Origin of the sequence: Diaphorobacter sp. J5-51 (genome assembly GCF_001023515.1) — a bacterium.
GTDB classification, from domain to species: Bacteria; Pseudomonadota; Gammaproteobacteria; order Burkholderiales; family Burkholderiaceae_C; genus Diaphorobacter; species Diaphorobacter nitroreducens.
Genome location: NZ_JSYI01000029.1, coordinates 32956 through 47431, shown reverse-complemented (window position 1 = coordinate 47431; position 14476 = coordinate 32956). Strand labels below are relative to the sequence as shown.

The window sequence follows — 14476 nt, the reverse complement described above, 5'->3', positions numbered from 1 at the left end:
TTGATCAATTTTGGCGTTTCTGTACTGGCTGTCCTTTCGCACCAGGCTTGCCACCACTGTCAGACGATGCAGCGTTTGGTTTTTTGACCGTCCCCTGCGGTACGACAGGCTGTTGTACGCTCCCGCCGTTATTCTCCTTTTGCAGATTCAAGCGCTGTGTATCACCAATCGTTGCAGAACCTGGTGTGACTCCATTGCCTCCGTTGCCGACTGCTGCAGGGGCTCCATTGACCACAGTTGCGGCATGTTTACCCACTGCCGTAGCACCACCTAGCACACTCGTTACGGCTGCAGCGGCTTTAATTCCAGCAGAAGGTGGCGGGGCCGGCGTCGGACTCGACGGCGAAGGTGCAGGCGATGGCACTGGCTTAGGCGTACCTTCAGAGGCATTTCCAGTAGGCTTGGAATCTGGCGCCCCGCCAGATTTTCCACCTCCTATTCTCGCCATGACTGCATCCTTATCAATAAGTGCCACCCCATTTGCTGCTCGCCATTTATTCGACTCGTCAATCTTCATACCGATGCTCGCTCTTGCTTTTTCATATTGCTTTTCAGCAGCCGCTTGTTTTGCCACGTCTTGACGAATTTGTTTCCGATCATTACCGTCAGCTTTACCAGCCTCTACATACTTCTTCGCATCATCGACGCTCATGCCGTTTCGCTCTGCCCAAGCCGCTATGCTTCCCCCCAATGTGTTCCTTTGCTCCCTAGCTGCTGCCGCAGCCTGAACCATTGCACCAATATCCTTATTCTGTCTGTCTTGTTCCAGGAAGATAGCATCCTGCGCTTCCTTACGCCTTTGGCCCTCAGCGGCCACTCTCGTCGTACCACCCTGAGCATGGTTGTATATCTTCTCAGCTTCGCCCTTATCCTTGGCCAGACTTGCTTCCACTGCTTTATCGTGCTGCTTTTGCTCTTCTGGGCTAAGTTTCTTTTCTGCTATCGCGACCGCCGCAGCGACCTGCGGCGCAACCTTGTCTTCCATATCCTTAATGTTCTTATTCACATCATTCACGAGGCCCTCCGCTTTCGCCACTTGTGCCAATGCCGGCGAAACATCATTGAAACCAGCCGCCGCAGCGAACTTGGCCATGCCCAGCAACCCCTGCATGTTATCCCCTGGCTTGCCGCTATGCCGCATCGCATCCATGGCTTGCCACGCAGCGACGGCAGCAATTTGATCTTCAGTAAGACCAGATTTCTGATTTCTCAACTTTTCCTGATTTGCCGCAATTTGTCCAGAGAGTCTTTGCCCAAGCTCTCCACCTATTGCGCCAATAACTTTTTGCAATGCTTCCTGTGAATTCCCAAGAGGAGTGTTATTCATTGCGGCCCAACGGTTAGCAACATCGCCTCCTTTAAACTCCGATGACGCGCCTCCTTTCCATGAAGACGAAGCTGAATTTGTCAACTTATCCGCCTGGTCAAGGGATTCCGACTGACCGGCGATACGTTGAGCTGTTTTGGCTAATTCCTCCGCAGCCTGTGCGCTTCTCTTAAATTCTGATCCCTTCCTTCCATCAATACCCTGACCTGCACTTTGTTCATTCCCTCCATCAATTCCTCCACCGCTTGACACCTGCGTCCCTCCGCTTTGTGTCATACCACGAGCAAGCGCCACTTGGTCATTTGCAATTTTCTGAAGCGCGGCGCTGATCCCCAATAATGCCTTTGCAATCGTACCCTTACCGCCTGGCGTGGAAATTCCAGCACCTGCATCCCCACCAAAAGAGGCAATCGACGCAGCTGCAAAGCCATCTTTCATGTCGAAACTCCAACCGTTTCCGGAAACGGTATTGGCAGCCGAATTGTATTTAACAGAAGAATCGACTTTCTGCATCTCACTCGCTAGTTGTTGTCCACTCACAAAGCTTGACGAGGATCTGGCAAGCGCTGCACTGTTCTTCATGGCCTCAGCCCACTGCATATCGAGTGACTTTCTGGCTGTTGCGGATTTTTCCTGAGTGGCATTTGCGCTACTCATTACATCACCCCCCGTGCTCATCGTTGCCAATCCGGGATTTACGGCCCCAGCATCGCCACCAGGATTGACGCCCCGTAGGCCCCCGGAGCCATTGGCCATCGCCGCAGCCTGTCTTAACTGCTGCATTTGGGCTGTTGGATTGATATCATTCCCAATCAGTCCGCCGCCTAGCATGCCTGCCTTATTGCCACCGCCGCCGCCAGCAGCTCCACCCCCCATCGCCGCAGCCGAAGGCGCAGCCTTGGACACCATGCTAGACATGGCGAACATGCTTCCAGTCATGATCGCAAACATCATGTAAGGCGCCGACTGCAGCATGTTGGAGGCCGCAATCGTGCTGGTACTCACATGCCGCATGAGAGCCGAAAGGTACTCCGGCGTCAGCCCATCCATGCCAGGAGAAGCAAAATTCTTGATCTCCGCCTGATACCACCCGCTGATGATCGCCATCATGGGGATCCAGCTCTGTGTCCACAATCCAAACAGCACATAGGCCCCCGCCACCTTGATGCCCGACGCTGGATTGGCGACCACCACGAACATCACGATCGGCGTTGCCGCAATGAATATGAAAAACAGGATGTCCATGAACTTCGGTGCCGTGGTGCTCACCATCATGGCCTGCATGGACTCATCCTTGGCCCATTGAAACAGCCCGGCGTCCCGTTGGATCTCCAATACCTCGTCAATCGCCGTCTTCTTGGCATTACGCGCGGTTTGCGAAAGTACCGTGTAGCTCATGATGTTGGCGACCGCCAGGCTGTCAAGCTGGGCCTTTGCCGGGGCCACGCGATTCAATATGGGAAGCAAATCACCCCATTGATTGCTATTTGGGGCACTGCTCGAATTATCGCTATATCGCGATCCCATAGTTGTCTCGGCAATACCATTCATGGTTTTTTGGAAACTGCCAAGGTTATTCATTTTGAGCTGTGCGCCAACAGCTGCGATTTCAGCCTTGGCCACATCACAGGTGACATACTCCCCTCCGCCCCCTGAATCCCTGAATGGGTAGCTCTCGTTGTATACGGTGACTACGCCGGGTTCTGTCAACGAGTTGGCGAACTTCGCAAAACCGTCCTTTTCTTTTTCAAACCGAATGCTCGCCGTGTCCTTCCCACCACAAACCTTAGCTGCATTATGCAAAGTCTGTATGAGGTTGATGTCCATATGCCTGGCCGGATCCATGGGGGATGTCGCGATCCTCATGAGCGCCTTTGCTGGTGCAAAGGGGTCAATTTCACCGCTCGCCGTAATGTATTTCCCATCGACACCCGACATCACGGTTTCAATCTTATTCGTCATGAAGAGTGCGAAAGAACCAGCAACCGCTCCTGGCAATGCGATCGCATAAGGCACGTCGTCTACCATTCTCACGGGTGCGTTGTTTTCAAACTGTTCAATTGTGACGGTTGTTTTTGGGATGAACATCACCCAGACAACAATCAGTTGCAAAAGCAAAACGTCAAGCCTTAGACCTTCCTTGGCAAGAACACCTTTGGCGAGAATCGTCAAAAGACTTATGATCAAGCCCATTTTGACACTTGTTCCAACCCAGGAATCCTGGCCGAAGAACATGGCCATTGAGGTCATGACCGACCCAACAATAGCCGGGTCTGAAACCGTATAGATGGTAAACGCCATGATCAAACTACTTCTTAACGTTCGCGTCGGTATACGCTCCACGCGTCAAGCGACGTATGTTGATAAGTGCCTCACTGCTCTTATTCATGATCTCGAACAGCCTCATGCCATCCGGTTTCATGGTATTTAGTTCATCCGATTTGTCTTTGAGGTTAGCAGCGTAGTTGGCCGGCATGTCAACCTTCGTTTGCCCGGAAAATACATTCGCACCTATGCTATGAAATTCCATGGCGAGTTGATATGCGAAATATTCGGGGAGAATCCCTTCCAGTTGATATCCAAGCGTTTCAGGTGCCCCAGGAATATCCTGAACTTTTTCCATCATATTTAGCACAGGAATACTCAACATTGTGGTAACTGCGCGTGCATATTGGTTCAATGAACTCACGGTAGGTGGCACCTTATGTACAAATGCACCGACAATTGAATCCTGCGAAGGTGGCCCCATTCCATAGGGGGTGCCGAACAATGCGGTGTGAACTGCATCTGTAACCCCGCCCCATTCCGCAAGTGACAGCGTTCCGGTGTCGATTCTGGTACAAGCGGCATTCAAGCACTCCTTGACCTTCACCCCGTCCTCATTATATTTTCGTGGCTCCATCAGCATTTGCCACTTTGTAATTGACGGGGCGTATTTTTGTGGATCTTCAGAGCATTTTTCAGGAGGCGCATCCTTTGGGCATTTCGTTCCATCGGTTCCATCTGGATTGATGATAGTTACGCCATATAATCCCATAATTACTCGAATTATGTCCTTCTTCGAAAGGAAAGCCTTCAATGTGTTTGCGCCGTTATCCAGAGATTCATTGGCAGCCCTGAATACGAGGTTTCCATTCAATGGGTTATTCTCGCCGATGGCATTCTTGACACCAGCACCCTCCGAATCACCACCCCTGGCGGCGTCCTTGGTCGTATTGAATAGACGCCAATTTTCAGCCTTGAAGTTGTCTGCATTTCCATTGACCGCCACCGACAGGCCTCGGCCAAGTCTTGCCGTTTGCTCATTGATTCTTGCCTGCGCGTTTTCATCGCCAGCGATGGCCGCGCCTATGGCGCAAGTATTTTTTGCCATGGCATTGAGGGCTCTCATTGCCTGCTCAAGGCCTTCAATGTAGTTTCCGCATGGGTTACACATACTACCAATCGCAGCCTTTATCGCATAACCAACTGCGCCTGCGGCGATGGAACGAATCAATTGTTCAAATTGCGCTCCATTGATAAACGAAAACGAACCAAAGAACATATCAATACCGCCACATCCCGCTTCTATGCGTGGAAGAGCGAACTGCACAATGTTGATCCCAGAACCGACTGGTCGCAACGACATCGACCCACCGTACATACCATTAAGACGTTGGGAATTGATCGCCTGGGCCTGTGTTGAGGTACTGACAAACATCTTGTTCATCGCCTCCTTCAGTCCAGCCTGGGCCGTGCCTGTCACCGAGGCTAAACAAATCGCAAGACCGATAGAGACATTCGTCGCCTTCATGGACAGATTGCGAAGTGGCTTCATGCGCATGTTCAATACCTTTTTTCTAGACGATTTTGGACGTTGTTTGTCAGGCTGTCCGGATTGATTTCCATCTCAAGTCCAATTTCCCTGATGTCCTGCGGCGTTAGCAAACCGCGTCGTTCAGGAAACGCCTTTTTACTAACCTCTGGACTGAGCAATCCAGCGCGATCACCCGCAAACAGAATTCTTTCCTCAAGCATGTCCTGAGACAGCATGCCTTGAGTCAATACCGTGATGTTTTCAGGAGGAACCACCATGGCAATGGCTGGCCGAACACTAATGCGCAAGTGTTTCGATTGACCCGTGTCCTTGCGAACATCATCATTTTTATCCATCCACGATATGCGCTTGCCATCGGGTGTAATGTAAATCGCCGTGAAACCACGATCCTTGATTGCACGGGCGACCATGGGGTACTGAAGAGCACAGAACGCACACGATTCATCCAGAAAGACCCACAAACCAGCCTTTGCGCCAATGTCCTTAGTAGCCTTGAGTTGCTCCTGCGTTGTCAGGCGCATAAAGCTGCCGCGAGCGGTTGAGGAGAATGGCATACGATTGGACTCATCCAGCATTGGATCCAGCAGTGCTTCACGTTGAAAAACATGCGTAAAGTTGCTCGCCTTATCCAGCATCACGCGCGTGGCATAGCGATACTTGCGCACATTCTCCTCTGTCGGGTCATCAATGGCCTGGTTCAACACGCTTTCATATTCCTTTTTGAACCATTCGACTGATAGAACCGGTGGCTTTTTCGGTTCACTCACCTTCTTTGGCGCCTCCTCTTTCTTGGGCGTTGGTTTTTGTGGTTCCACCTTTGGCGGCTCTGGGGGAACAACTGGTTCTGGCTCGCGCTCGTACCAGAACCAACCTTCTTCTTTTCCCTTGATGAAGTTGTCAACCGCAAAGGCAGGCGAAATCGACACCATTGCCAAAATCAACAGCGCCGTGACCGCAATGAGTTCAGAGGGTATAGCTTTTAATCGACGCATAAGTCAATGAATTCCAAAGGATGATCGATATTGACCACATTGTTTCGCATAGCTGCATCAACAGCCTCGTTGACACGCTTCTCTTTTTCTTTCGACAACGGCTTCAAGCGCTTCTGCAGTGCCTCATCCCAATCTGTTGCCTCTTTGGCCCCCGTCATCTTGGATGCAACGCGCCAATAATATTGAGCAAAGAATCCATCGGCTTCATCAGGAAACCACTTGCCTGCATAGAGATCGCCATGGAGCATCATGATGTCAGGAGATTGCCAACTCCAGCGCTTGACCATGATCCTGATTTCCTGGAGTGCGCCTTGCCTCTCCCCGTCAGATAATTTCGGCAGAGACTGTGTGAGCAGTCGGAGGTATCGGTACGCACCAGGTACATACGCATTTCGCGCAGATGCACGAAAATGTTTGAATGCGCGAGGCAGATCCGCCGTTCCAGTAGCACCGGCCTCGTAGATGATTCCCGCAATGTAGTGCGCCTGGGCGCCAGTGCTACCCCGAGAATCATCTTTCGAGGCACCTGACCTGTGCAGGATGTTGATTACTCTCTTCGCATTTTCTGGATTCGATGCAATGTCGGTCGTGTGATAAAGCATCAATGCGGCATTCAGGCCTGATTCTGGCGCTTTGGATTTCTCGTAGAATTTCAACGCGCTGGCTTCATCCTTTGGGTAGCCGAACATCCCCTTGCGCGCCACGTCACCTCTTGCCCGCCACATCGTGGGATCCTGATTCTTCAGCTTCTGCTCTACGAACCGGATCGCTTCCAGCCTTTTCTTTTCTTTTTCCGGGTTTGATGTGCGCCTGTTGATACTTTCCAGCGCGCTGCACGCCGAAATTTGCATGCCGCCACCATTGGCTTTTCGTATCACATCGACAACGCCATCCATGCTGTCCTGTGCGTGCGCTTGCAAGCACCCTATGGCGACGATACTCGCGTAAACCAAAACACGGTAGCGTTTCACAGCTTTCCTCTCGTTCGCATTGAATCGTTCCGTGGCGCAACCGCCTCAATACGCTTTTCGTCAGGCGGCGGAACAATGAGACAGCTCTCACGTATCTGAGCTTCTTCTTCCTCGCTCAATTCTTTGGTTATGACTCTTGCACGCCTACTCTCACGCCGATTCCTGGCGACTGGGACGCGATCGTCGGAACCTCTGTGACGCGTCTCTTCCTTCTTGGTGCTTGCCCCCACAAGGATGAGCGCGGCAATTCCCAAGATCATTACCATCCCGATGACAACAGAACCGCTCAAGTTTCACCCTTGATTTCAAAATAAAAAAATGGCGCCCTCGTGCCATTGCATGAGGACGCCATGATGGTATGAGTCGCGCTCGATCAATCGATCACGAAAAACGTCGGAAACTGCCCTGTTTTAGCTGCCCCGGCAAGGTCAGGGTGCGGCTGGTGTCTTCTGGCAACCAGGATAGGTGAAAGGCATCTTTTTATCGTCCTTGTCGTCGTAGCAGGGCTCAACGCCGTCGCTGCGCAGCGTTTCCGAGAACCCACTAATGGATGACATGTTGTCCTTCCATCCTTCGGCTGTCTTGAACGCCGCTGAACGTTGATCAAACTTGCCTTCCGTATCGCCCACGCCGCCGATGACGTTCGTCAGTGGCACGCTGTCTGAGGTGACCCCGAAGTTTTGTCGTGGATCTGCTGGGTTGAGCATGCCGCTCTCGACCATCGCATCTGTCCACTCCGAGAGATCCACTCTTGCCCAATCGACCGACGCCAACTCCAGGGGTGTAAAGCCGCCACAGTTGATGTCGCATTTACCGAGTGAGCCGCCTCCCTTTCTGGTGCGGTAACCAAATGGACGCGTCCCGCTGAGATTCTGCTTCACGATCTGTTCACTCATGATTCGGGTAGCGATTGATTTATAGCAGCAATACAGTTTGCGCTTTTCAACACAGACGAAGAGCGCTTTCTTCGAACAACAATCTCCAGCATATGAACAGAGCCGCCAGTTATCGTTTTGCCCCCATTCATATTCTTCCTGTTTGCAGGCGAATATGATATGTCCGATGAGCTTTGCCATCGAGTAGACCGTCATCACGGTATTAAATTGCTCCAATAGTTGTTTTGCACTTTCCGTCATTCCGGTGACAACGCCGCTTGACGATGTAAATATTGCGTCGCCGATGCCTGGCGCTATTTGGTTCAAAATTTCATATGCGTTTTGCATGAGTTTTTGCTTTAACTCATCAATCGCACCGCTGATCCCCGCCTGCTTTGCTATCGCTCCAACGCCGGTTTCCGCCACGGTTGATCCTGCTCCGTTTGACAACGGCCCAAAAAGATGATCAAAACCAGCCTGGAATGGTGAAATCACGTTCTCTGAAACCCATTTCGAAGCAGAAGCGTATGCTTTCTCGAACGGTTCGGCTATCTGACCGAAGAACTTCGCCGTTTGGTTGTAGACATCCTGTTCCGCCATGAACTTCTGGAATGTTTCATTTCGACCAATCTTCTGCATGGCCCTATAAGCCAGAAGATATTTTTCCCATCCAGGCCCGGATTTGGTTGCCTCTTTCGCGTCCTTGCAGCAGTTCGGCGTAATACCGATTTCATTGCCAACTGGAATCTTGCACCAGGATGGCTTACCGCCAAAAACCATTGGCGTGCATGGCTCATCCACGGATTTTGGCGGTTGACCGGTCTCGTCGCAAATCATTTCATTCATCATGAAATTCAATGCTTCCATGCCAGACATCGCTTTTGCGAAATCCTCACCGTGATTTCCAGTGAGATTCGGTCGGTGGCATTCTGTGCCCATGCAACGGAGAGCACCAGTACACGAATCGCCTTGTTCCTCGACCAGAACAGGCATTTTCCCCTGCACTTCCTTGCCGCAGTCATAGGATAGGCTAGGGTTATAGCAAACCCCAGTAAATACACCGTTATAACGCGAATCGCAACTATCGTTGCCGGGTGTTCGCTTACACATCCCCGATGACTCAAGCGGTGTGCCTTGTGGGTCTGGCGTGATATTGCAGTCTGTTGCCCACTCTTCACCATTATTCTTGAAGAAATGCTTCAATGTGCCAGTATCCGCCAAGGTCGAACAGCTGGTGAAGCTCTCCCCTTCTGCTTCCCAACACATGGGATCATCCAGCAGTGCGATTGGCGGGCCGTTTGGCGTGGGCTCGGCACCCTCGCCATTCACAATGGGACTTTGCACTGCCGACGCATCGGTGCCCCACTTCTTCAAGATATCGACGATCCCACTGTTGGGCAGGTTCGGGCCAAAGGTCACGCCGCCTACCGTTCTGGTAGGCCCGCCCACCTTGCATGTCAGCTTTCCTCCCTGGCAGAACCCATCGGCGACGTACTGCATGTACTTTTCACAGCCAGCGAAGGTGTTGATCGGCACGCTGTAGGCTTTGGCCATCAACTTCAATTGATGCAGGGTGTCATCGCCCGCAGCCGTTCCGGTAGGCTTCCAGGCCTGGTCTGGTTTCCCATAGTTGGTGAAGTTTCCTGTGCCGCCAGCCTGGACGTAGACGCCATCAAAGGCATAGGCCTTGTAGTCACCGCCCATGGGCGTGTGGCTGTATTCCACGTAGTAGCCCTCACTGCTTCCATAGGGATCATCGGGCAGTTTTTCCGAGGTGCAATCCTGCCCGCCTGGACAGACGGCGCCGCCCATGATCGTGAAGTCAGTCTTGATCGGGCCTTTCACGTTCGCTGGATTCCGAGCGTAGGTGTACAGGAGCTTTCCGTCCGCGTCCTTGGCCTGCTTGTTGGTCATTGGATCAATGATCGGCACCTTGATTTTGTTGAAGGCGCGGACAGTCAGGAAGTTGTGTTCGCCGATGTAGGTCAGGCCAAATGAACGCTGGATATTTTTGCACCCGTTTGGATAAGGGTTGACCAGTGTTTCAGAGCACAGCTGCATGTCAGGCACTGCATAAGATTTGCCACGGTCTATGGTGATGCTTGAAATCGGCGAGCGACGGCATGAACCTGCCAGCTCTTGCGCCTTGGCACTGCTGGATGCATTCAGACCTCGAATCATGCCAGACACTAGTTCCGGGTCGCTTCGGTAGTCTTTCTTGGAGGTATTGATGGCCGACAGGTCACTAACCTTCTTGCCAACAGCTCGATCATTCGGATTGGCCTGGTCGTCATACATTTGGACAATGCTTGCCCCCAGTGCATCCGGGCACCAGCGTATGGGATTTCCACCAACGGATGGCACCTCGCATTGCTGCGGTGGGTCGGGCGGGCATGGCTGTCCTTCTGCCACTTGCGTGTATGTCACATCGGCACTATAGAGATCCGCACTCAGATATGCAGCCTTCACGCCTAGCTGAATGGGATTGCTGGCGACTGGTTTCCATCCGTCTTTTGGTGAGCCGTAGCTCACGAGGCCTGGGTTGTAGACACGTTCAATACCGGCGCCCTTATCTACCGCAAACCAATGGTTGTGCGTGAAATAGTTTCTATTCTTAGGCGCGTTGAATGGTGTATATGTGTACTTGATGGTGTATGTTTCATCAATTTTGTCCCAGTAGATAGTGGAGCCGCCGCCAATGGTTGGCACCAGCATATCCACCGTGCCTCGCTTATAGGTCGTCGGCTTGGTGACTGATTGGTATTCAACGGGATTTGTCCCGGCAATCGGTTCCTGGACAATATCGAAGAATTCGACCTTCAGAATGCGATGCTCAGGCGAGCCTTGTGCAAGATCGATATTTTGCAACTCTTTGGCCACGAACTGTGTTTTACGGCATCCATCCCTGCGGATGTTTCGTTTGTTTTGCTCCGCAAGGCCCTTCAGCTTTTCAGGGCTGTTATATATGTCAGTCCCCATGGCGTGCATGTCGGCGACTTCTTTATTATTGAAGCCAGGCACCATTTCGTTCGCATTGAACCGCCCTTTGGTCGTTTGGTTTTCGTCTGGCTCGGCACGCTTGGTCTCCAGGGTGTCCTTGCCAATCTCATTTACCATTTCCTGAGCAGCATCTGAGTTTCTTTGCGCAGCGTTAACCACCTCGCCCGTGGTCAGCTCCTTTATTTTGAGCGCTTGCTTATTTGCGTAGGCTTCTTCATCTGGATCCTGTTTGATGTTTGGTAACCGAACCTTATCAGGTTCCGAATCCAGTCTCGGCCCGCGCAGCGGCAAATCATGCCCATCGCCGCGCAGCAACCGTGCGGCCCGCTTGTTGATCAATGCCCGATCAGCGAGATCATCATTGGCCTCGCTCACGACCCAGGCTTCATCCGACCAGGATGTACCTGAATCAGGTGTGATGAGTCCTTGTGGCAGGCCCCCGGCATAAGCGATATGCCAGCTCGCAGGCCACACGGATGTGGCTATGAAGAGCATTAGATAGGCCACCATGCGCATGGGCCACGCGAGTTTTTTTGATTCCATCATGGGATGCTAAAAAGAATCGGCATGCATCGACGCGCCAAAAGCGCCGATACATGCCGTGTTTCCGCCTTGTGCCAGCGTATTCAGTTGTAGACGCCGAAACAGCAGTCAGTCCACTGGAAGAGCAGATACGAATGATCCTCTCCGGTCACAGGCACGTCCCGCCACATACCCCAGGCAGCCGTGTTGGAACCTGTTGGATGGGTGCATGTGCCATGTCTTGACGGCGGGTTGACCTCACGAACCTGATCTGTCGTGTTGGCTGGTGGCGGAGCGCCGGGTGTCGGGCCATCTTTTTCCGGCGATGGCGCCAGGAACTGCCAGCGGTATGCATCTTTGCGGATGATCAACCGCTTGCTGCGTTCACACAGATTGCTGTTGCCGATGGTCTCGGTGAGGAACCCAAGTCTATGCAACAACGACATGGCCCGAAACGCTGCCAGGCTCGAATTCCTCACCGGCTCATTGCTAAAGGTGGCAGGCCCGCCTCCACTGAATCCCGTGATGGGATAGGTCGCACCCCATGCGCCAGCTGCCCAGAAAAGGCTATTGATCGGATGTCCTGCTGTCGAAGCAGCCGCATCAATGGGTAGTGCAAAAAGTGATGTCACACTAGCGAACAACGCCATTTCTGGGTTCATGAATATCGTATATCTTCCAATATTGTCATTCCAGTTTGGAAACATCGGACTCGCCTGAATCAGATCAAAATCAGTCAATCCATCTGGTGGACACGCTCCCTCGTCCAGCAGCCTCAGCATCGTGATAATTGGGAAACTATATAGAACCCAGTTGCTGAAACGTTCGTTTCGATCACCACGGCCGATGTTTGCCCCTGAATTGATGTACTCGACGTTACCCAGAGGCAACTGGATCCCGCCCAGTGACGGCAAGCAGTACGGTTTGCGAGTCACATCGATGATCTTTGATGGAGCCCAGAAACCGACCGCAAACCCTAGACGCGGCAGCTCTGCCTTTTTCAAGTCTCCTCCGCATTTACAGACAATTTTGTCCGTCGCATCATTGGGTACGCCCGACTTCCCGGCCATGAATGTCACCCCGGCCAGGCGGATCGGGAAAATTCCACCCCAGCAGACATCCTTGAACATCGTGTTCAGCGGGCTATAGCTGTTGCACATGATGTTCATTGCCTTGCTGCTACTGCCGCCGCCCGTGCTGCCGCCTGAACCACCGTCCCCAGCGTCTTCAGCCATCGCCAGACCGCAGCTGGCTACCGCAATCAGCGTTGAGATCAGCAGGTTCTTGATTCCCATTTTTTTATTCATACGCTTGCGGCGAGATGGATTGAATTTTGAGACGATCGCCTTCTTGCTCCACAATCGATGGGACTGATTCCACCCCCATACGCTCATTGAGCTTCGCCATCCAAGGATAGACTGGCCGTTTGAAGGTATTGGCCAACTCCAATGTCACCGGAGTCTTTGCATCCATGGATTGCAAATTGAACCCAACCACAAACAGATCCGCCCGTGAATACTCTTTCTTTTTCAGCCAGGATTTGACCAACTTTGTCTGTCGAACATCCGATGGATCAAAAACGATAATGGGCGCCGGGAGTTTTGTATGCTCCAGGAGCTTGACTACCTGCCCTTCCCTGGCGAGCAGCACCTTCCCCTGTCCTTCCTTGCCTGGGGACTCGATGTCATGCGGGACGGTGAAGGTCGGGGTGAAGAACCGGACTGTTGTCTCGGTGGCTGTGGGCAGATCAAATCCTGGTTTCAAGTTGCGCATCGCCCGTTCCTTGGCGCGTGCTATGACCGGCTCCCAGTCGTTGTTTTTGGCACGGTCTTCGATCACCGAAAGTATGTCCGGCTCAGAGATAGCGTAGAGCTCGCCCATCATCAGGCTGGAGCGCCGTTTGACGTTTTGCTGCGCCACTTTCAGGCTTTGCGTTCCCCTCACCTCAAACCACTTGTCCCCTTTGGGTGATTTTTCTTTCACCAGATAGACGGGTACTGCATCGACCGCATAGGCTCTGAACGCGCCAGGATCGACCTCGATCACCAGGTCATCGGCATTCGGGTCGGGCATCAGTGCACGCAGCTTTGCAATGAGAGGGCCAATCTTCTGGGGCGTGAATCCACGCAGCACAAAGCGCACCCGGCCCCTTGGGAACTCCGTGGCTTGGGAAAAAAGGTGCTTCAGCACACCCTCAGGCATCCCCGCCGAGATGAAGATCTGCATGTCGTATTGCTGCGCCATGTTGTCTTGTTCCCCGACCGGCGACGCCTGCCTGAGTTGCTCCGGCAGTTCATTCATCCAGGCCTCTTTCTTCGGCCCGCCGAAGGAGAAGTCCGCGAGATTGCGTGCCGGGGCCAGTTGCAGCGGCTCTATGGCTTGCCCAACGGCCTTGTTGTCCAGCCAGGGCGCCTTGGCCGAGGTATCTGCAACAGCGGCGGCAAGCCAGGTTGCCGCACTAAAACACAGGCAAAGCCGTGCCAATGATTGCTTCACGATTTATAGGCCCCCAATAACGCGAATCAAAACTTTCTTGTGTTGTCCCCATGACGAAATACTGCCGTTCACCCAGAACGACATCCACGTCATAGTCGCCAACACTCTTTCCTGGAAGGCTCTTCGCGAGCCAGAGACGATCCTTGTGCTCGCCGTTGATCCATAGCTCGGTGCCCACGATGCGCACCTTGTCGCCAGGCACACCAGCAATGATCTTCACGATGCGGTCACCTTCGCGTCCACCCATACCGAAGCTGGTTTTCGGCATCCTGGCCACGATGTAGTCACCTTTGCTCGGTGGATTGCCATCGGTTTTCGTCCAGAGGTAGACGAGGGATGGCATGCATGCAGGTTTGCCAATGAGTCGCTGTGCATCCAAGCCCACTCTGTACCCCGTCAACAGGAGCCCGATGACTGCGATGGCGCAGCTGATGACCAGAATGGTCAATCCATAACCGATCGCCCTCAGCATCCGA

At 52.8% G+C, this 14476-nt stretch carries 8 protein-coding genes; all 8 read right to left on the bottom strand.

The annotated features are described in order from the left end of the window. Positions 1-4: 4 nt before the first annotated feature. Positions 5-3628 (bottom strand): conjugal transfer protein TraG N-terminal domain-containing protein, encoded by a 3624-nt coding sequence (locus OX89_RS17990; RefSeq protein WP_084001989.1) that lies wholly within the window; start codon positions 3626-3628, stop codon positions 5-7. Between the two features lie 7 nt (positions 3629-3635). Further along, positions 3636-5144: a conjugal transfer protein TraH gene (locus OX89_RS17985; RefSeq protein ID WP_084001999.1), complete on the bottom strand. Its 1509-nt coding sequence runs from the start codon at positions 5142-5144 to the stop codon at positions 3636-3638. An 8-nt stretch (positions 5145-5152) separates the two neighbouring features. Then, positions 5153-6136: a conjugal transfer protein TraF gene (traF, locus tag OX89_RS04185; protein WP_047349685.1), complete on the bottom strand. Its 984-nt coding sequence runs from the start codon at positions 6134-6136 to the stop codon at positions 5153-5155. After that, the gene (locus OX89_RS04180; protein ID WP_047349684.1) at positions 6124-7107 is read right to left on the bottom strand and encodes a hypothetical protein; all 984 of its coding nucleotides are present in this window, start codon (positions 7105-7107) and stop codon (positions 6124-6126) included. Before OX89_RS04180 ends, traF begins: the two co-directional genes overlap by 13 nt. Positions 7108-7535: 428 nt before the next feature. After that, positions 7536-11525, bottom strand: a complete 3990-nt coding sequence (traN, locus tag OX89_RS04175) for a conjugal transfer protein TraN (RefSeq protein ID WP_047349711.1) — start codon at positions 11523-11525, stop codon at positions 7536-7538. Between the two features lie 83 nt (positions 11526-11608). Then, positions 11609-12865 carry a TraU family protein gene (locus OX89_RS17980; protein WP_234305502.1) on the bottom strand — a complete coding sequence of 419 codons (1257 nt, stop codon included), beginning with the start codon at positions 12863-12865 and terminating at the stop codon, positions 11609-11611. Continuing rightward, positions 12804-14000 carry a TrbC family F-type conjugative pilus assembly protein gene (locus OX89_RS04170; RefSeq protein ID WP_234305501.1) on the bottom strand — a complete coding sequence of 399 codons (1197 nt, stop codon included), beginning with the start codon at positions 13998-14000 and terminating at the stop codon, positions 12804-12806. The genes OX89_RS17980 and OX89_RS04170 overlap by 62 nt, the downstream gene beginning before the upstream one ends. Continuing rightward, positions 13963-14472: a signal peptidase I gene (gene lepB / locus OX89_RS04165; protein WP_047349683.1), complete on the bottom strand. Its 510-nt coding sequence runs from the start codon at positions 14470-14472 to the stop codon at positions 13963-13965. The genes OX89_RS04170 and lepB overlap by 38 nt, the downstream gene beginning before the upstream one ends. Positions 14473-14476: the final 4 nt, after the last annotated feature.